General features: G+C 63.0%; 16 protein-coding genes and 2 pseudogenes. 3 read left to right on the plus strand and 15 right to left on the minus strand.

The window, feature by feature from the left end:
- Positions 1-18: 18 nt before the first annotated feature.
- Complete coding sequence (locus E5720_RS08735; protein WP_136170337.1) at positions 19-1,431, plus strand: PLP-dependent aminotransferase family protein; 1,413 nt, start codon at positions 19-21, stop codon at positions 1,429-1,431.
- 160 nt (positions 1,432-1,591) lie between these two features.
- Here E5720_RS08735 and E5720_RS08740 read toward each other — a convergent pair.
- From E5720_RS08740 to E5720_RS08765, 6 genes and pseudogenes are all read right to left on the minus strand, one after another.
- Positions 1,592-1,759, minus strand: a pseudogene (locus tag E5720_RS08740) (SDR family NAD(P)-dependent oxidoreductase); the annotation flags it as partial.
- Entirely contained in the window at positions 1,759-2,781 is a 1,023-nt protein-coding gene (locus E5720_RS08745) for a phosphotransferase family protein (RefSeq protein WP_136170338.1), read from the minus strand. The pseudogene E5720_RS08740 and the gene E5720_RS08745, both read right to left, overlap by 1 nt.
- Complete coding sequence (locus E5720_RS08750) at positions 2,778-3,989, minus strand: acyl-CoA dehydrogenase family protein (RefSeq protein WP_136170339.1); 1,212 nt, start codon at positions 3,987-3,989, stop codon at positions 2,778-2,780. Before E5720_RS08750 ends, E5720_RS08745 begins: the two co-directional genes overlap by 4 nt.
- A 234-nt stretch (positions 3,990-4,223) precedes the next feature.
- Entirely contained in the window at positions 4,224-4,565 is a 342-nt protein-coding gene (locus E5720_RS08755) for a glutaredoxin domain-containing protein (RefSeq protein WP_136170340.1), read from the minus strand.
- 72 nt (positions 4,566-4,637) lie between these two features.
- On the minus strand, positions 4,638-5,615 hold the full coding sequence (locus E5720_RS08760; RefSeq protein WP_136170341.1) for a hypothetical protein: 978 nt from the start codon (positions 5,613-5,615) through the stop codon (positions 4,638-4,640).
- 105 nt (positions 5,616-5,720) lie between these two features.
- The gene (locus tag E5720_RS08765) at positions 5,721-6,182 is read right to left on the minus strand and encodes an NUDIX domain-containing protein (RefSeq protein WP_136170342.1); all 462 of its coding nucleotides are present in this window, start codon (positions 6,180-6,182) and stop codon (positions 5,721-5,723) included.
- A gap of 403 nt (positions 6,183-6,585) precedes the next feature.
- Here E5720_RS08765 and E5720_RS08770 point away from each other — a divergent pair, with 403 nt between their 5' ends.
- Positions 6,586-7,359, plus strand: coding sequence for a sulfite exporter TauE/SafE family protein (locus tag E5720_RS08770; RefSeq protein ID WP_136170343.1), 774 nt, complete (start codon positions 6,586-6,588; stop codon positions 7,357-7,359).
- 54 nt (positions 7,360-7,413) lie between these two features.
- Here E5720_RS08770 and E5720_RS08775 read toward each other — a convergent pair whose 3' ends face one another.
- From E5720_RS08775 to kdpF, 7 genes are all read right to left on the minus strand, one after another.
- The gene (locus E5720_RS08775; RefSeq protein ID WP_136170344.1) at positions 7,414-8,715 is read right to left on the minus strand and encodes a lipase family protein; all 1,302 of its coding nucleotides are present in this window, start codon (positions 8,713-8,715) and stop codon (positions 7,414-7,416) included.
- Between the two features lie 81 nt (positions 8,716-8,796).
- On the minus strand, positions 8,797-9,507 hold the full coding sequence (locus E5720_RS08780; protein ID WP_136170345.1) for a response regulator: 711 nt from the start codon (positions 9,505-9,507) through the stop codon (positions 8,797-8,799).
- A complete protein-coding gene (locus E5720_RS08785; RefSeq protein ID WP_136170346.1) occupies positions 9,488-12,046 on the minus strand; it encodes a sensor histidine kinase KdpD in 2,559 nt (852 codons plus the stop codon). The genes E5720_RS08780 and E5720_RS08785 overlap by 20 nt, the downstream gene beginning before the upstream one ends.
- Positions 12,047-12,080: 34 nt before the next feature.
- On the minus strand, positions 12,081-12,719 hold the full coding sequence (locus E5720_RS08790; protein WP_136170347.1) for a potassium-transporting ATPase subunit C: 639 nt from the start codon (positions 12,717-12,719) through the stop codon (positions 12,081-12,083).
- A 1-nt stretch (position 12,720) separates the two neighbouring features.
- Positions 12,721-14,817 (minus strand): potassium-transporting ATPase subunit KdpB, encoded by a 2,097-nt coding sequence (gene kdpB / locus E5720_RS08795; RefSeq protein ID WP_136170348.1) that lies wholly within the window; start codon positions 14,815-14,817, stop codon positions 12,721-12,723.
- Positions 14,814-16,595 carry a potassium-transporting ATPase subunit KdpA gene (gene kdpA, locus E5720_RS08800; RefSeq protein ID WP_136170349.1) on the minus strand — a complete coding sequence of 594 codons (1,782 nt, stop codon included), beginning with the start codon at positions 16,593-16,595 and terminating at the stop codon, positions 14,814-14,816. Before kdpA ends, kdpB begins: the two co-directional genes overlap by 4 nt.
- Positions 16,596-16,599: 4 nt before the next feature.
- Positions 16,600-16,698: a K(+)-transporting ATPase subunit F gene (kdpF, locus tag E5720_RS08805; RefSeq protein WP_125458724.1), complete on the minus strand. Its 99-nt coding sequence runs from the start codon at positions 16,696-16,698 to the stop codon at positions 16,600-16,602.
- A gap of 426 nt (positions 16,699-17,124) precedes the next feature.
- Between kdpF and E5720_RS08810 the strand changes: the two genes are divergently transcribed.
- Positions 17,125-18,204, plus strand: a complete 1,080-nt coding sequence (locus tag E5720_RS08810) for a sulfite oxidase (protein ID WP_136170350.1) — start codon at positions 17,125-17,127, stop codon at positions 18,202-18,204.
- 29 nt (positions 18,205-18,233) lie between these two features.
- Here E5720_RS08810 and E5720_RS08815 read toward each other — a convergent pair whose 3' ends face one another.
- Both E5720_RS08815 and E5720_RS08820 read right to left on the minus strand, forming a co-directional pair.
- On the minus strand, positions 18,234-19,259 hold the full coding sequence (locus E5720_RS08815; RefSeq protein WP_136170351.1) for a MerR family transcriptional regulator: 1,026 nt from the start codon (positions 19,257-19,259) through the stop codon (positions 18,234-18,236).
- Between the two features lie 16 nt (positions 19,260-19,275).
- Positions 19,276-19,927, minus strand: a pseudogene (locus tag E5720_RS08820) (HEAT repeat domain-containing protein).
- Positions 19,928-19,943: the final 16 nt, after the last annotated feature.

A 19,943-nucleotide genomic window follows, 5' to 3' on the forward strand; every position in this document is an offset into this window, starting at 1 on the left:
CGGGTATGGTTCAATTCCGTGGTCGAAAATCTGGTCAATCGACATCCATCTGCCGTCGACCTGCATCTGGATCTCGCTCCGGACGGCTCTCGTAAAGCAGCACTGTCCGAAGCGCTGCGCGAGGCAGTCACTTCGGGTCGTCTCGAATCCGGATTCAAACTTCCGTCCTACCGGGCGTTGGCCGAGGACCTCGCGATTGCGCGAAACACGGTAGCCGACACCTACGCCGAACTTGTCTCCGAGGGATGGCTGGAGGCACGCCAAGGCTCCGGCACCCGCGTCGCGCATCGCCCTGGACTGCCGCACGAAGAAGCCAGAGCTGTCATCCGAGCCGAGATACGGCCGCAGTTCGAATTCCGTTCCGGCAGGCCGGATCCCACAACCTTCCCCAGGTCGCGATGGCTCGCCTCTGCTCGACGCGCCGTAACTGCTGCACCGACGCACGCATTCGGTCCAGGTGATCCGCACGGCCGGATCGAGTTGCGTCGAGCACTGGCCGACTATTTGTCGCGCACGCGCGGGGTAGTCACCGATCCACGCAAGATTGTGGTGTGTGCCGGCTTTTCTCACGCCGCAGAGATCCTTGCCGACGTGGTCGCGGCCCCACCGTTCGCAGTCGAATCGTACGGACTCCCGTTTCACCGAGCGATCTACGAGAAGTACGGCCCGACGATCACGCTCCCGGTCGACCGAAACGGCTGCGCCACCGATGAACTCACGACCACGGATGCGCAGGTCGTGGTATTGACTCCTAGCCACCAGTTCCCTACTGGGTCATCACTACATCCTCGACGGCGCACTGCCGCCATCGACTGGGCACGCACGACCGACGGACTCGTGGTGGAGGACGACTACGACGGCGAGTTCCGGTTCGACCGAACTCCGGTCGGTGCAATGCAAAGCCTCGACCCGGACCGAGTGATGTACGTGGGATCGGCGTCGAAAAGTCTTTCTCCCGCACTTCGGTTGGGCTGGATGGTCGTTCCGGAACGACTACTGGATCCGGTCCTCGAGGCCAAGGGTGTTCGCGAATCGACCGTCGGCGTGATCGACCAACTCACTCTGGCTGATCTGATCACAACCGGCGGTTACGACCGCCATGTACGCGCGATGCGAACGCGCTATCGGCGCCGCCGCGCCCACCTGATCCATGCTCTCGGAGAAAGAGTTCCACATGCCGCAACGCTGGGGATCGCCGCGGGTTTGCAGTTAGTGGTGACGCTCCCACCGGGCACGGAATCGGCGGTGCTCCGCGCGGCCGGCGATGTCGGAGTCGCCGTCGACGGACTCTCGCGGTTCCGACACCCCGACGCAGCCGGCAAGAAGGTGGACGGCATCCTCGTCGGCTACTCCGCTCCGACGGAGCACACGTTCCCGGCTGCGGTCGACGCGCTGGTGAGCGTCCTGGTAGGCATTGGTCGAGTCCAGTGAGTGGGTTTTGGACGGATTTTCCGCGCCCCTTGATCGCTTCAATGGACCTTTCATACGATTGCTTCGTATGAAAGGTCCATTGAAGCAAAGGAATTGGGCGCAAGCGTAAGTGGCAATGCCTGATACCTCAGGCGCCGAGGCCCGCTCAGGCTCGCGTCTTCACGACGCGTGGTGCACCTGCCGCGCGCAACGTCGGTTCGACGGCGTCGAGTGCCTCTCTGGTTCGCGCAGTGATGGTGAGGGAGTAGCCCAATTCGGCTAAGCGGGTAGCTATTCCGAGACCGATTCCCCGCGATCCGCCGGTGACGAGAGCAGACTTTCCGGCCATCAGTTCTTCCCTTCGATCGCTCGCAAGCCTGCTGCCATGAACTCGTGTGTCGCTTCCGCTGCAGCTGCCGCCCCTGAACCGGTATCGGAGCCTGCCAGCGCGCGATGGGTGATGCCCTCGCCGATGACGCCGAGCTTGAAGTTCGCCAGCGCTGTATAGAAGTTCCAGTCGGTCAGCTCGACTCCACTTGCTTGCGAATACAGTTCTGCCAACTCGTCCGCCGACGGGTAACGATCACTGGTCCATGCCGCGCTGACACCGAGTACGTCGTCGAAAATCGGCTGACGATAGACGCACATCAATGCGACGTCGGTGAGCGGATCACCCAGCGTGGACATCTCCCAGTCGACCACGGCAGCAATGGAACTGGTGTCGCCTTCGGTGAGAATGACGTTGTCCACCCGATAGTCACCGTGCACGATGCTCGATGCCGACCTGGACGGAATCGCGGCCTGCAGCTTGTCCCGCAACCGATCGACATCAGCGAGATCGCGCGTCTTGACCGACTCCCACTGCCGTGCCCACGTCCTGACCTGCCTGCCGACGAAACCGTCCGGCTTTCCGAACGAACCGAGTCCTACGGCCTCGAAGTCCACCGAATGAAGTAGCGCGAGCACCCGGATCAATTCCGCTGTGTTGGCGGCAATGTCGGCGTCGGACAGATCGTCGAGATCGGCGCGCGTCCGAATGACCCGACCTGGATCGAAGTCGACGATGGTCATGGGCGCGCCGAGAGCAACCCCTTCGGAGTCGAAGGCAACGGTCTTCGCAACTGGAACCTCGGTGCTCTGCAGCGCATTCGTGACAGCCCACTCGCGGGCCATATCGTGCGCCGACGGCGTCAACCCGCTGGTGGGTGGGCGTCGAACCACCCACGCCGAGGTGTCGTCGTAGGCTTTGAAGGTCAGGTTGGAGCGGCCACCGCTGATCAGCTCGACACGGAGGTCACCGGAGACTTCGACGCCACTATCGGACAGGAACCTCTTCAGCGCGGGGGTGTCCATGCCTGCTGGCTCGCTCATGCGTTCGCCTCTCGTGCTGCTCTTCTCGCGGCACCGACAACCCGCTTCGCGATCGCCCAGCGATGGACCTCGGACGGGCCGTCGTACACCCGAAACGGACGGATTTCACGCGAGAGCCGCGCGAGGGGAAGGTCGTCGGAAACTCCGAGGCCGCCGCACATCTGGATACTGCGGTCGACGATCCGGAAAACGGCTTCGGCGGCAAATGTCTTCGCGATCGATGTCTCGTTGCTGGCAGTCGAGCCCTGATCGAGCGCAAAGCAAGCCTGGACCAGCAGGGCTCGCGTCGCGGCAATGTCGATTTCGTTGTCGGCGACCATCTTCTGGATCATACCGAGATCGCCGAGGACCGAGCCGAACCCTTCACGCTGCGCGACCTGTGCGACAGCGATGTCGTGTCCGCGTCTGGCTGCACCGAGCCAGCGCATGACGTGCGTCATGCGGGCGGGTCCGAGACGCACCTGCGCGTAATTGAATCCCTCGTCGACAGCACCGAGCACGTTCTCGTCGGGGACGAAGACATTGTCGAAGAAGACCTCGCAGTGGCCACCGATCGTCGCTTGGTCGAGCGTGCCGATGTGGCGGCCGACCTTGATACCTTCGGTGTCGGCGGGAGCGAGGAACATCGTCGCTCCTCCGCGGTCACCGGGCTTACCTGCGGTGCGGGCCATGATGATGAAGAATCCGGCGCCGTCGGCGCCGGTGATGAACCATTTGTGCCCGTCGACGCGCCAGCCGCCGTCGACCTTGATTCCGGTGGACCGCAACGCCGAGGGATCCGAGCCTGCACCTGGTGCGGGTTCGGTCATCGCGAATGCCGATCGGACGTCGCCCGCGGCCAGCGGTGCCAGGAACTGTTCTTTCTGTGTTCCGGAGGCAATATGCGCCAACATGTGCACGTTGCCCTCGTCGGGCGCACCGATGTTGAGCGCGGCGGGTCCGAAGAGCGAGTATCCGCCCTCTTCGAACAGGGGTGCGCGGTCGCTCATGTTCAGGCCAGCTCCGCCGTACTCGACGGGTGCATGGGGCGCGAACACGCCCGCTTTCTTCGCTGCTTGTTGCATCGTTATCCGCAGTTCATCGCCACCTGCGTCGGTGAAGTTTCCGAGGAATTCATCTTCGATCGGGAGGACTTCGTCCCGTACGAAGGTCCGCGTTGTGCCGATCAGGGCCTGGACGTGGGGTGAGTAGGTCAGATCGATAGCCACAGATATGCTCCTCGAAAACTCCGACCGAGCGATCGCTCGGTAAAGAGCACGCTCCCACGGTTCAGCCGGGTCCGTCAAGATGCGAGGTTGCCACCACACTGCTGGGCCAGCCGCACGAGGTAAGTCACTTCCAGATCCGGGGCGTGAAAGTAGTCGGGATATGCACCACCCGCAGGCGACGAGGGCCGGGTACCTGATCGGTGGGCCCGGGGCCAGAGTGGACTATATTCACAACTACCCCCGCTTCCACAGTGACGAAATTCGGTTCCACATTCCAACGTTCGGCGACCGAGGTATCAGCTCCCCCGATCGACCGGGGAGCTCGCTCTCGACTGCCGAGACGATCTGTCCGACAGTGGGATTGACGAGAGCACGATTTCCGACGAATACCGTCGGCACAGTTTCGTCGCCGCCTGTTGCTGCACGCACCCGGGCGGCACTACCTGGCACCGACCAGATGTCGATGTCCGTGGTGGCGATACCGCGCCTGCGCAACGAGCTGCGGAGTCTCATGCAGAACGGGCATCCGGGTCTCCACATGACCTCGATTCCGTCGACGAACGTCGATGAACTCATACAGACTCCTGTCGTCGGTGTACGCCCACCGGAACCCGTTGCCAGGGCATATCCATTCCGGTCTCTACATCATCACTGGTACGAGACCATCAGCGGTTGCGGCTGTCGCAGCATCGTCTCCGCGGGCGTGAACATCGGTGTGTCCTCGTCGTAGAAATTTTTCCAGCCCAATGGTGTTCCCAGAGGAAGGGCATCTCGGACGGCAGCCCAGGTTTCCTCTTTCGCCGCCGGGCCACCTTGCCCGTCCATATGCACCAAAACCTGAACTCCAGGTTGGGAGAGCTCGACGCGCTCGAGACCCCGCACCATCTGAAGTTGAAATTGGTGCAGTAGCAACAGCTTCTGCGGTAGATCACCTGCAGTCACGATGCCGTCGAGCAGGGCTTTCACCTCTTCGACTTCGACTGCATCGACGCTACCCACCCGCTGCAGTGGGTACTGGCCGGGCTCGAGCTTCCATTCCGGGTCGAGCGCGAGTCCCACATTGGGAAACTCGAGCAACTCTGCATAAATTTTTGCCTGCTCGACGAAGCGGGCCCGACCGGGCTGCAGATCCAACAGCACATACACGCCCGCCTGCTGCGCTTTCTCGACCCACGGCCGCAACATCTCCACACTGGCCTCACCGGAGTAGTCCCCATCCGGCCCAGGCGCTTGGTGAGCGACGGTGGCGATGAGCTCGAATGTCGGCACGACCGGTACATCGCTGAATTCTTGGTATTGGGCTGCCAAGTGCCGAACCCGGTCGATCGCTGCATCCGGACCCTGCTCGCCGAGGGCACCGAGCCCGGGGGAACCAGGATGCCCGTAGAGAGCGACCAGTCGACGACCGGGGAACAGCTGTCTACCACCACCAGGAAGTTCCACCGGTTCAGGCACAACTGCCTCGGGTGCGTCGGGGCTGTCAGCGGAGACGTCCGACGTCGTCGGAGCCGGTTGGGCAACCAAGGCCCCGGCAGTACAGCCGGCCGTCAGCAACAGTGCCATCACTGCGGCAGCGGCAGCGGCGGCGTATCGAGAACATGTGGGTGGACCAGGACTGTGAATCATCGCTCCCCCTTCTTCACAGAGCACCTCTTGGTGCGTGCGCAGCGTAGACACAAACGATGTTCGTGACCAACTTGCCCGACGCCATTCCCTGGCGGGATGCAAGTGTCAATCGACCAAGTTTTCCTGGAGATGGTCGAGTAAGACCGCTTGCGCCGCATTGAGCTTCGAACGGGCCTCGGCGACCGAAAACCACTCGACCCGATCGATCTCCGGAAATATAGTCATCGTGCCGGACTTGGGCGGCCACTCCATCTCGAAGGTGTTGCTGACGGCGCCGGAGGGGTCGAAGTCTGCTTCGACGGCGAAGACGGTCACGATCTTGCCGCCGCGCTGAGTGATGACGGGTAACTCGATCGACAGCTCTTCCGGTGGCTCGTAGCCGGTCTCTTCGGTGAACTCGCGTCGCGCGGCGTCGCGAGGATCCTCGTCGGTGTACTCACCTTTCACGATCGACCAGGCGCCGAGGTCCTTCCGACTCCAGAACGGGCCCCCGGGGTGCGCGATCAACACCTCGAGGACGTCGCCACGTCGTCGAAACGGCAGTAGACCTGCACTCTTCTTGGGCACCTGAGCAGCATGGCAGATACAGCTACTTCATGACCCCGGACCCATACCCTGGGGTACCAACATACCCCCCCTGGTATATTGCATCCTTGAGGAAACCCGACAGACAGGACCGGATATGTGTCACCCCGTCAAATGCCAGAAGTGTGGCAAGACCACATGGGCCGGCTGCGGTCGCCACGTCGACGACGTCATGAGAGATGTTCCAGCATCTCGCCAGTGCACATGTGCACCTGAACCGGCGGTGCCGATGGGGAACAAAATCTTCCGCTCGCTGTTTCGCCGCTAGCTCTACCAACGCCGGACTCCATTGCCGCAGTTCGACGGCCGGAAGGATTCCCACCATGAGCATCACTCTCCACGCAACCATCGACACACTCGGCGACCAGGCAGCAATGCAGCGCTGATGGCACTGGTCCTGGCTCTGATTCTGGGCGTCGCAGTCGGCATCCTGCTCGGTCTCCTCGGAGGCGGTGGGTCGATCCTGGCTGTTCCAGTTCTCGTCTACGCCCTCGGCCTACCGCTATCGGAGGCGATACCGACCTCACTGTTGGTGATCGGCGTCGCGTCCGCAACCGGCGCCATCCCCAAGATGCGGGCACGGCTCATCGAATGGCGGCTGGCTGCAATCTTCGCCGCCACCGGCATGATCGGCACCCTGGTAGGTACGGCCGTGGGCAGGCACCTCCCCGATACCGCCGTGATGATCGGCTTCGCAATCGTCATGATCGCCGCAGGGACACGCATGCTGCGCACCAACGACAACCTCGGAACTGCCTGCAGGACCGACAATTCCGGAGTCGACTGGCGACGATGCGCACCGCGGTCCATCCCGACAGGATTCGGTGTCGGTGTTCTCACCGGACTGTTCGGCGTCGGCGGAGGATTCCTCATCATCCCGGCCTTGGTGCTGCTGTTGGGAATCGAGATGAGTGTTGCCGTCGGGACCTCACTGGTGGTCATCGTGGTGAACTCCGCCGCAGGTCTTTTCGCTCATGCAGGCGGCCTCGGTGAGAACTGGCCCCTTACCGTCATATTCGCCGCAGCCGCGATTGTCGGCTCCCTTGCAGCCGGACGCCTCAGCAACCGTGTCAATGCCGACAAGCTCCGGCAATGGTTCGCCTACCTGGTGTTCGCCGTCGCAGGCTACGTACTCGTCGACACCCTCTTTCTCTCATGACGGTCAGTGGCTCGGGGCCCTCTTTGCATGCCGAAAACGATCCCGAAGGGGCACTCACAGTCGGCGACCGAACAGAACCAACACCGCCGACCACAGCAGCGCAAGGAGACCGAACGCTGCGCGGAGCGAGCACGCCGTCGACCAGACGGTGGTGACTCCAGACGGCGGCACGGGCCGTCCGGCGAATCGATCCTCCAACCAGTCGAGCGTCAGCGGAGCCGAGAGCGGATGCAATGACAAGTGCTCGCTGAGCCGGTCGCGAAGGTAGGTCACGTGCGCTCCGTGGTCGAGGTAGCGATCGACTTGGCCGTCGACGTCGTCGACGGCGATGATCTGATCGTGCACTGCCTGGACGACGAGCATCGGCACGGTCGGCGCTGTTTTCCCTGGCTGGATGGCTTGAAAGATGTCGAGCAGTTCGGGGCTGGCGAGTAGGTCGGCAAGGGGCATGTCGATGTATTCGTCCAGGTCGTGCCGCGCAAGTCTCCTCACCGCCGAGACGGTGGTGAGCTCGTTCACCGAGTCGAGCAGCTCGAGACCGGCGGGACTGACATGTTGCCTGATGAAGCGGTCGAGGTCCGGGTAGGTACGGCGCAGGCCCGCGACCACCAGCGTGGGTAGGCCGGCGTGCACGCTCGCATTGAGCCGGATGAAGGCCGAGGCGGGATCGCCGACCGGTGATCCGAGGGCTACTCCGAGAAGATTGATCTCCGGCGCGTACTCGGGAGCCATCTCCGCCGCCCACGACGACGCCAGGCCGCCACCGGAGTAACCCCACAACCCGACCGGACTGTCGCGTCTCAGTCCGAGTGGCAAGAAGCTCAGGGCCGCGCGCACCGCATCGAGCGTGCAGAACCCCGGCTCGCGGGGGGATCCCCAATGTCCATGCGGACCTTCATGATCCGGAATCGAGACTGCCCACCCTCGGCGGAGCGCATGGAGGATCAATACGAATTCGAACTGCGGGACCGCGCCCCACGCTTTCGCACCCTTCTGCAGCGCGTACGAGGGAAAGCACGAATCCGACACCGCATCGATCGCGCACTGATAGGACAGCAGCGGCGAATTGCCGACACTCCTTCCACGCGGCAGCAGCACCGTGGTCACGCTCGCCTGTGGAGCGTCGTCGAGGTCGTTGGTGCGATAGAGCAATTGCCAGGCGTCGACCTGCTGTGCAATACGGCCGAAAAGGGCCACGTCCACTTCACGCGTCCGAAGGATCGTCCCCGGTTCCGTCATCTCGAACCCCGCAGGCGGGATGTAGAACGCGTCGTCAACGGGCCGAAGTGCCCGTCGAGGCCGTGGCGATTCTTCCGCCGACCACGGCATTCTGCCGCTGTCCCTGTCGATGCTCATCGCCCACCCCTTGTTATCCGAGTCTCCTCGTCACAGTAACCGGGGGCAGAGTAGTCGATCTCGGACCGTTGGCAATGGACCTCATTCGACGAGCCTGTAGCCCATTCCCGTTTCGGTGATCAGATGGCGTGGTTGCGCGGGGTCGACTTCCAGCTTGCGCCGCAGTTGAGACATGTAGATCCGAAGGTAGTTCGATCCGTGATCATGACCAGGACCCCATACCGTTCTGAGTAGCTCTTTCTGCCCGACGAGCTTTCCGTTGTTGCGGGCGAGCATTTCGAGAACCCCCCACTCGGTCCGGGTGAGGTGTACTCGCTGCCCCTCCCGAGTAACGGTTTTCGACGCCAGGTTCACGGTGAACGTCGAGGTGGTGACGATCGGGTCCACTCGTCCACTGACGGCTACCCTCCTCCGCACCGCAACCCGTAACCGGGCCAGGAACTCGTCCATCCCGAACGGTTTGGTGACGTAGTCGTCCGCCCCTGCATCGAGCGCCTCGATCTTGTCGCTGCTGTCGGTCCGTGCGGACAACACGATCACCGGGACATCGCTCCACCCTCTCAACCCGGCGAGGACTTCGAGCCCGCCGAGTCCCGGTAGCCCGAGGTCGAGCACCACCACGTCCGGGCGCTCGGAGGCAATCGCGCGCAGAGCTCCCGTTCCGGTGTCAGCGGTCACGACGTCGTACCCCCGCGCCGAGAGATTGATGCGCAACGCCCGCACGATCTGCGGTTCGTCGTCGACGACGAGAACCCGTGTCCTACCGACAACCTCATCCACGAGCTGCTGCATCGGTAATATGATGGGCCACAGCATTATTGGTCAGCGATGCCGCTGATGCCAGCTCTACGGTCATCGTTACTCCCCCACCGGCGGTCTCGGAGATGGTGACCGCGCCTTTCATTGCCTCGACGAATCCACGAACAACCGACAGGCCCAGACCGACGCCCGTGGTGTTGTCACTGTCCCCCAACCGCTGGAACGCTTCGAAGACTGCCTCTTCGGTACCTCTCGCGATTCCAGGTCCGCTGTCGGACACAGTGATCAGAGCTCGACTCCCCGCATACGTTGCACCCACCCGCACCGGCGTTCCGGGGGCGTGACGCAGCGCATTGTCGATCAGATTGGCCAACACCCGCTCGAGCAACCCCGCATCTGCAGCAACAGCCACGTCATCGACGTCCACGATCACCCGATCGAGGCTGCCGGCGGCGGCCGAACTGGCGAGGGCGGCGGACACCGAGTCCTCGATATAGACCACCGTCGAGCTCGGTGTGATCACCCCAGCAGCCAGTCTCGACGAATCGAGTAGGTTCCCGACCAGTCCGGTCAGCTGGTCGGTCGATTCTTCGATGGTAGTGAGCAGTTCGGCGGTGTCTTCCGGTGAGAATTCGACGTCGGTGCTGCGCAGGCTGGACACGGACGCTTTGACTGCGGCAAGGGGCGTGCGGAGGTCATGGCTGACGGCCGAGAGCAGAGCGCGCCGAAGGCGGTCCGCTTCGGCGAGACCGGCGGCTTTGCTAGCTTCGAGTGCCAGTTCGGATTGTCTGATCAACCCCATCGCTTGATTGGCGACGGCGCTGAGGACACGGCGGTCGTGTGCGCCGGTCTTCGATCCGGACAGAAGAAGAGTGAAGGTACCGTCTGCGGTCTCGATTGCCGTGTCGGCGTCGTCGGGCTCGGCAGGCGGGTCCTCTCCGACGGATTCCACGACGCTGCCCTCTGCTCTGATGATCGAAACCGCTCGTTGTGAGTACGTTTCACGGACCCGCTCGAGCAGCGTCCTGATGTCGCCGCCGCGCAGAACAGTTCCGGCGAACAGAGTCAGCAACTCGGCCTCCTGAGATGCTCTGCGCGCCTGAACTGTTCGACGGGCTGCGGAGTCGACGAGAAATGCCACGGCGACTGCCATCATGAGCAGCACTATCGTGGTGACGAAGTTGTCGGGTTCGGCGATGGTGAAGCTGTGTCGCGGGTCCGCGAAGAAGTAGTTGAGTAGCAAGCCGGCAATCAGTGCCGACAACGCTGCGGGCGCAACACCACCGAGGAGCGCCACTCCGAGTACGACCATGAAGAACAGAGCGCTCTCGCCGCCGAGGTCGAGGTACGGATCCACGAGCAGCATCGTCAGCGCGGAGAGGAAGGGGACGATGACCGCAGCAGCCCAGGACAGTATGCGACGCTGCGTCGGCACCAGTCGCTTGATTCGCCAACCACGGCTGATTTCGGCGTGAGTGACCATGTGCACGTCGATCTTTCCCGAGTGCTGAATAACTGTCGCACCGATGCCCGCATCCATGATGCGGGCCCAGCGGGACCGCCTCGAAGTTCCGATGACCAACTGGGTGGCGTTCGCGCCGCGCGCGAACTCGAGCAGCGTGGAGGGCACATCGTCGCCGACGACGCTGTGCATGCTGGCGCCGAGGCTGGCCGCGAGCTTGCGCACCTTACCCATCTGTGGCGCGGAAACACCTGCCATACCGTCACCACGGATGACGTGCAGCACCATCAGTTCCGCACTCGACTTCGAGGCGATACGGCTGGCCCTACGGAGCAGGGTTTCCGATTCCGGCCCGCCGGTGACCGAGACGACGACACGTTCCCGCGTCTCCCACGTGTCGGTGATGTCGTGTGAGCTGCGGTATTTCGTCAACGCCGCGTCGACCTGATCGGCTATCCACAACAGGGACAGCTCACGCAGCGCGGTCAAATTTCCTTGACGGAAGTAATTGCTCAACGCTGCATCCACCTTCTCGGCAGCATAGATATTTCCGTGGGACAGCCGGCGCCGCAACGCCTCCGGTGCGACGTCGACCAGTTCAATCTGCTCCGCACCGCGGACCACCGAGTCCGGGACGGTTTCGCGCTGCGGTACCCCGGTGATCTGCTCGACCACATCGTTGAGGCTTTCCAGGTGCTGCACGTTCAGCGTCGACACGACGTCGATGCCGGCGTCGAGAAGCTCCTCGACGTCCTGCCAACGCTTCTCGTGCGTGCTCCCCGGCGTGTTCGTGTGGGCGAGCTCGTCGACGAGTACCAGGCTCGGGTTTCGTTCGATGATCGCGGCCACGTCGAGTTCGTGTGCCGTCGATCCCCGGTACTGGATCGAACGGAGGGGGATCTGCTCGATCCCCTCGAGCAACCCGGCAGTGCGGGCGCGGCCGTGGGTTTCCACCACGCCCGCGACCACATCGCAGCCGCGTTCCTGCCTGCGGTGCGCTTCACCGAGCATCGCGAAGGTCTTCCCGACGCCCGGTGCCGCACCGAGGTAGATCCGCAGATCACCGCGGTCGGGTCCAACAGAACCGCGCCTGCCTGCCGTGTTGCTCATATTCCTCGTCCTACCGCATTTGTCCGCTCGATGCTTAGCGTGTGCCGCAGCCCGGCGCGGTCAAACCGAGCGCAAGGTTGAGCTCGGCCACGTTCACTCTCTCACTGCCGAGGAACCCGAACTGGCGGCCGTCGGTGTGCTCGGCTACCAACGAGGCGACAGTGTCCTTACTCATTCCGTTGACGGTCGCGACTCGTTCGATCTGAATCTGCGCGTACGCCGGACTGATCTGGGGGTCGATGCCCGATCCTGAGCCGGTCAACGCATCGACCGGAACAGCGGCGGGGTCGACGTTCTCGCGCTCGGCGATCACCTCGCGACGCTCCTCGACGAATGCCGCCAGAGCCTCACTGCTCGGTCCCTGGTTGGTCGGCAATCCTGCTGCCGGGTCACCCGTTGCGAAAGCATCCTCATCCGATACCGACCCGGTGACGCGGGCATGGAAGAAGGGATCCGGTTGCCCGGCGTCGACCTGTGTGTCGACACCGACGAGGCTGCTACCTACGACGCAACCGTTGGCGTCGGTCAACGGCGAGCCCTCGGCAGAGTTCGAGCCGATACGGCTCACTGCCCAGACTGCCGCCGGGTAACCGATACCCAAGATGACCGTCAATACCAACAGAACCGACAATCCTGCCGCGATCTGCCCGAAAAACCTCTGTACGAACCGCATGTCAGCCTATCCCTGGGATGAATCGAACAACGAGGTCGATGAGCCAAATACCGACGAACGGCGTAATGACACCACCCACTCCGTAGAGCAGGAGGTTGCGCCTGAGCAACGTCGATGCACTCGACGGAACATAGCGAACACCTTTGAGTGCCAGAGGTATGAGCCCGATGATCACCAGTGCATTGAAGATGACCGCCGACAGGATCGCGGACTCCGGAGTCGCGAGACCCATGATGTTGAGTGCACCCAGCTGCGGATACACGACGCTGAACATGGCCGGCAGAATGGCGAAGTACTTCGCCAGATCGTTGGCCAGGGAGAACGTGGTCAAGGCACCGCGGGTGATCAGCAACTGCTTGCCGATCTCGACGACCTCGATCAACTTGGTCGGGTCGGAATCGAGATCGACCATGTTGCCGGCCTCTTTGGCCGCCGACGTGCCGGTGTTCATCGCTACGCCGACATCTGCCTGGGCAAGTGCGGGTGCGTCATTGGTGCCGTCACCCGTCATGGCGACGAGCCGTCCACCTTCTTGCTCCTTGCGGATGAGTGCGAGTTTGTCCTCGGGTGTCGCTTCGGCGAGGAAGTCGTCCACACCTGCTTCGTCGGCAATTGCTTTGGCTGTCAACGGATTGTCACCGGTGACCATGACCGTCCTGATGCCCATCGCACGCAGCTGTGCAAACCGTTCGGCGATATGCGGCTTCACGACGTCGGAGAGTTCGATGACGCCCAGAGCACGTACCGGCCCACCGATCGGGCCGGATGCGACGACGAGCGGAGTAGCACCCATCGACGCGATGGTGTGTGTCGTCTCGTCGACCTCCGGGTTGATCAGCGGTCCGCCGTTGGCGCGAACCCACTCGAGTACCGAGTCGGTTGCGCCTTTCCGGACCTGGACGCCGTCGAGATCGATACCACTCATCCGCGTCTGTGCAGTGAACGCCACGAACTCGCCGGTCTTCTCACTGTCGGTGGCCTGCGCAGGCAACGAGTAGTCGCGGGTGCAGAGATCGACGATGCTGCGTCCTTCCGGTGTGCCGTCGGCCAATGACGACAGGCGAGCAGCAGCTGCGAGTTCTCCGGCTGTGACGCCGGGAGCTGGGTGCAACCCGGTGGCGCGACGATTGCCGTAGGTGATCGTCCCGGTCTTGTCCATCAGCAGTGTGTCGATATCGCCTGCGGCTTCGACAGCGCGCCCGGACATCGCCAGCACGTTGCGCTGCACGAGGCGGTCCATACCGGCGATGCCGATAGCGGACAGCAATGCGCCGATGGTCGTGGGGATGAGGCACACCAGCAGGGCGATCAACTTGATCGGATCCTGTGCTTCGCCGCCGTAGGCGCCCATCGGACCGATTGCGACTACCGCAAGAAGAAAGATGATCGTGAGCGAGGCGAGCAGGATGTTGAGCGCAATCTCGTTCGGCGTCTTCTGGCGCGATGCGCCCTCGACGAGTGCGATCATGCGGTCGACGAACGACTCACCTTGAGCGGAGGTGATTTTTACGACGATCTCGTCGGACAGCACACCGGTTCCGCCGGTCACTGCGCAGCGGTCGCCGCCCGATTCGCGCACAACCGGCGCGGATTCGCCGGTGATCGCCGATTCGTCGACGGTGGCAATGCCTTCGATGACGTCACCGTCGCCGGGGATTATCTCGCCGGCGGAGACGACTACCTCGTCGCCGATCCGCAATTCGGTGCCCGGTACTTCTTCGATAGCTCCCGAGGATGTTCGTCGGCGCGCGATGGTGTCGCGTTTGACGGCACGCAGGCTCGCGGCCTGCGCCTTACCTCTACCTTCCGCAACGGATTCGGCCAGGTTCGCGAACAGCAGCGTGAACCAGAGCCAGGCTGTGACCAGCCAGGAGAACACCGACGGGTTGCTCACTGCGAGAACGGTAGTGATGACCGATCCGATGAGTACCACGAACATGACCGGATTGCGGGCAAGGTGTCGTGGGTCGAGCTTGCCGAAGGCTGCGGGGAGCGAGGTCCACATCTGCCGTGGGCTGAAGTAACCGGCCTTCACCGGTGTCGACGAGTCGACGACGTCGGTTTCGTTGTCTATCAATCGAGATGATGTGACGGTCATTGCAATGCCTCTGCGATCGGGCCCAGAGCGAGGGCCGGGAAGAAGGTAAGTGCCGCAACGAGTACGGCAGTTCCGAGCAACAGTCCACCGAAGAGCGGGCCGTTGGTCGGCAGCGTGCCGGTATTGGGTGCGGTTCGCTTCGATGTAGCCAGTGATCCGGCGAGCGCCAGAACGAAGATGATCGGCAGGAATCGCCCGAGCAACATGGCAAGGCCGAGTGAAGTCTGGAACCAGTCACTGGTCACCGTCAGGCCACCGAATGCGCTGCCGTTGTTGTTGGAGGCTGAGGTGTAGGCGTAGAGCACTTCACTGAACCCGTGGATCGAGCTCGGGGTTCCGGGGTCGCCCGAATTCCCCTGGTAGCCAGTGGTGGACGAGAGAATCACCGAGATGGAGGTTCCCACCAACACCAGGGCCGGCATGACCAGAACGGACAAGGCAGCGAGTGTGATCTGACGCTGACCGATCTTCTTGCCGAGGAACTCGGGAGTACGGCCGACGAGAAGTCCACCGACGAACACTGCGATGATCGCCAACACGAGCAGTCCGTACAGGCCGGTGCCCACCCCACCGGGCGCGATCTCACCGAACAACATGTTCAGGATGGCGGCGCCACCACCGAGCGGAGACATACTGTCGTGCGCGGAGTTGACTGCACCCGTGGATGTTCCGGTAGTCGCTACCGCGAACAGGGTCGATCCGGGAATTCCGAAGCGAACTTCCTTACCCTCCATCATCGAACCGGCAGCCTGAGCGGCAACGCCGCGAGCACCGGATTCAGCGAGCGCAATGACGGTGAGCATCGTTGCGAACAGTGCAGCCATGACTGCGAGCAGCGTCAGCCCCTGCTTACGATCGCCGACCATCGTTCCGAAGGTGCGCGTCAAAGCGACCGGAATGAGAAGGATCGCAATGATTTCGACAACGTTGGAGAAGGGAGACGGGTTCTCGAACGGGTGCGCGGCGTTGGCCGCCATAATTCCGCCACCGTTGGTTCCGAGTTCCTTGATCGCTTCCTGAGAAGCAACCGGTGCCAACGCATTGCTCACTGTCACACCGTCGAGACCGGTCGAGGCGAATCCCGAGCTGAAGGACTGAATAGCGCCTTGCGTCAACAGGATCAGGGCAATGATGAACGACAGCGGAAGCAGGATACGAAGCGAAGCGCGAACAAGATCGACCCAGAAGTTGCCGATCTCCCCACCGGTACGGACCCGTACGAATCCGCGAATGACGGCGATGGCGACGGCAATACCGACCGCGGCAGAAACGAAGTTCTGTACAGCCAAGCCCATCGGCTGGGTCAGGTTCGACAGCGTCGTTTCGGGGGTATACGACTGCCAGTTGGTGTTCGTAGTGAACGAGACAGCGGTGTTGAAGGCGACCGACGGGCTCACTCCCGACAAACCGCCGTTCAGCGGCAGCACTCCCTGAATACGTTGCAGCGTATAGAGAAAGACGACGCTCGCAGCAGAGAAGCCGAGCAGCGACAGCGAGTAGCCCACCCAGGTCTGCTGTGAGCGGGGATCGATTCGGCAGATCCGATAGATCCACGATTCGACACGCAGGTCGGCCCAGGCCGTGGTCGTGCCGCCGCGTGTCCGCTGGAGTGTCGCAGTGCGACCTCCTGCGGCGTGGCCGGAGCCGGCACCTTCCTCGTCGGTATCGTGTTCGGTGGCGAAAACCTTCGCCATGTAGTCCCCGAGTGGAACATAGGCAATAGCCAGAACAGCCACGACGAAGGCAATCTGAAGTCCGGCAGCCAGAGCGGCATTCATCTGATCAGAACCTCTCTGGATCGAGTAGTGCGACGAATAAGTAAATCGCCGTCAGAGCAGCGATGACCACCAGGACGATGCTGATGATTCCGTCGGTGGTCACTTCGTCTTCACCTTCGAGGTTGCAGTGTTCGCCAACAACCGCAGGATCAGTGCACATACACCGAATCCCACGGCGGTGACGGCGAGATAGCCCAGATCAGCCATGGATGTTCATGCCTCTTCGACATAGTGGGGTCAACGCTTATACGCGCTGGTCGACGGGCACATCGCCCGACGTTCATGGATATGTCTACGCCGACAAAACCACCCCGCCGAAGATCCTTACGGTTCCTTTATGCCTCCACCGACAGTCATGACGCGAAAGTGACGAGCTCACGCGGTTCTGTGTCGTGGCTCGCTAGCGGTACCACGCCCACACGGTCACCTGACCTGCAGAAAAACCCCATCGGAGGTTTCTGACATGGGACATTATGGGAGCAGATAGAGCAGACGATCGCGCGTTCGAACCACACAAGGAGACTGAGCCATGACCGAAGCCCGTGATCTCGAGGCGGCGCGCGCCGCGTTGGTGATGATCAACCCCGCGCCCTACAACGCCGAGGCGCCGCCAGCGGCGCTCACTGGCAAGATCACTCCCACCGAGCTCCACTACGTGCGAAGCAACTTCGCGTTGCCCGTTCACGACGGCACTGTGGAGATCGGTGGCGCGGTAAGCCATCCGACCGTCCTGACCCTCGACGATCTGCGCGCGATGCCGGCACACGAACACACCGTCACGCTGGAATGTGCAGGCAACGGCCGCCTGGAGATGAGGCCGCTACCGACCGGTGAGCCCTGGGGTGACTACGCCGTCTCCACGGCACGATGGAAAGGCGCGCTCCTTCACGAGATATTGGCGAGGGTCGAGCCATCGGCGCAGGGAGTCGAAATCCTTGCCCAGGGTGCCGACCACGGGCCTTACCATCTCGAGGCGGTCCTTCCCGACACCGATCAGGACGACATCACCTTCACGCGGTCCCTCCCACTCTCGGATGCCACCGACCCGGAGTCGGGAATCCTCATCGCCTACGAAATGAACGGTGAGCCTCTGAGGCCCGACCACGGCGCACCGTTTCGGTTGATCGTTCCCCACTGGTACGCGGTTGCGTCGGTGAAATGGCTCAAGCGGATCGACGTGCTCACCGAGCCCTACACCGGCGAATTCCAGACCGGCCACTACATGTACGAGTGGCCGGACCGACCGCACGAAGCGGTAACCCTGATGCACCCACGAGCCCGGATCACAGACCCGACGCCGGGCTCGATCATCGGCCGCGGGCCCTACACAGTCCGGGGCAAGGCATGGTCGGGCACAGGCCCCATCGCGCGCGTCGATGTCAGCCTCACCGGAGAAGGTGATTGGCTTCCGGCCCAGCTGGAACCGACCTCGAGTGGATACCACTGGCAGGACTGGAGCTTTACCTGGGACACGAACGACATCGGGAGACACACGCTGAGAGTCAGAGCGACCGACGCCGCCGGAAACGTACAACCCGACGTTCCGCGGTGGAACCGGTTGGGCTACGGAAACAACGCCATCGAAGTCATCTACGTCGATCGCCGATGACCGCCTGAGACGTCATGTGGCGTTGCGCCTCAGTGCCGGAGTCGGAGTCGGAGTCGGAGTCGGAGTCGGAGTCGGAGTCGAAGGATCGCCGCCGCGGTCCCGGCAACAGTCCGATCGCCGTCGCGGGTCAACTCGGCGAGTAGGTCCCGCGCCCGGGCTCCCGGAATCTCGGCGAGCGCCTGAGTAATTCGCAAACGGATCGAGGCATCGACCGTAGCGTCGAGCTTGTCCTGCATCGCTCGGATGATGTCTTCGGAAATGGTCGGGTCGTCGGCCAACAATCCCAGCACCTCGGCAGCCTCGACGTCGGACCGTCCCTCGATCACTATCCGGAGAAGGGCAGGAACAGCCTCGGCGACGCGCCGCATGCCGATGGCCAACGCAGCCCGGTCTCGCACGGCGACATCACAATCGGTGAGTGCAGTCTTCAGCAGCGCCGTTGCTTCAGTGGTGGGTATCTCCGCGATTGCGGCGGCTGCACGGCGCCGAACCTTGACCGACTCCGACGCCAGACCGCCGGCCAAAGCCGCCAACCCCTCACCTGCTCCCCTCGCGAGCGACCACCGCAGTGCTCCAGCTACATTCGGGTCATCCTCCGACAGGGCAGCCTCGACGAGCGCATCGACGGGAAGCGGCGTGCGCTCGTGCTGGGCCAACACCGCTTGCTGACGGCGGGCGCCCGATTCCGATTCGAGCTCACGTAGCAACGCGATGGTGCCCATGACGTCACCCCACTGCGAAGTCGTGTCGACCCTTTCGAGCTTTCTGAGAAGTTCCTCTTCTGCAGCGATCCGCGTCTTCGTGTGCTCGATGAGCGCCCCCACCAATTCGGCGGGCGCGAAGTCCGGCTCATCGAGTGCACGCTTGGCATCGCTGAGAGACAACCCCAACGTTCTGAGGCACTCGACCTGGAAGAGGCGACGAATGTCGGCGGTGGCGTATTCGCGATATCCACCGGAAGTGCGGGCCGTCGGCTGCACCAGACCGATGGCGTCGTAGTGACGCAGCATGCGGGTGCTGACTCCCGAACGCCGGGACACTTCACCTATCAACATCTTTCACGCCTCCCGCCTATGAATCCGGTCCAGTCACCGCGACACGCTTGGCCATCTCGACGAAAAGGGTGAAACTACTCTCGGGGTCGTTCACCAGCCTTTCCGTCGCCGCCGCATGAGCGCGGACACGTGGATCACGGCTCGCTCCAGCGGCATGCAGAGCCGGCGACGCGTCCGACCCCAGCGCTGCCAACGCGCGGCCCAGGCTGAGCTGCATATCATGGTCACCCCGTCCGAGCGCCGCGACCAAGTCGGCCGCGAGCTCACCCTCGGCGCCCGACGGGACGAGGACCACGGCGGCTCGCCAAGCGCTGAGCGCAACCTCGTCGTGCGCGTCGTGCAGCAGTGCCGATACGGCCGGCCATGCCGTCCGATCACCGATCTTGGACAGAGTGTGCAGTGCTTGGCTACGAGCCTGCGCCGTGGCCGAGGACAGCGCCTCGAGCAACCTCGGGACCGTGATCTCCGACGGAAGTCGGCACAAAGCCCACGTCAGCATGTCCCGAACGAAGAAGTCCGGTTCGACGGCACACCGCGCCAGCAAAGCCTGAGCCAGGATCACCGAGCGTTCCGGCCGAGAGGGCCGCCCGCAGTCGCGTCGAGGAATTGGTAGCGGCAAGAGCGTCGAGCAGGCGAGTATGCGGCTCGCCCTGGTTGGTCGTGTTCACGACAGCCACCTCCTTC

It is taken from the genome of Rhodococcus sp. PAMC28707 (assembly GCF_004795915.1).
Lineage (GTDB): Bacteria > Actinomycetota > Actinomycetes > Mycobacteriales > Mycobacteriaceae > Rhodococcoides.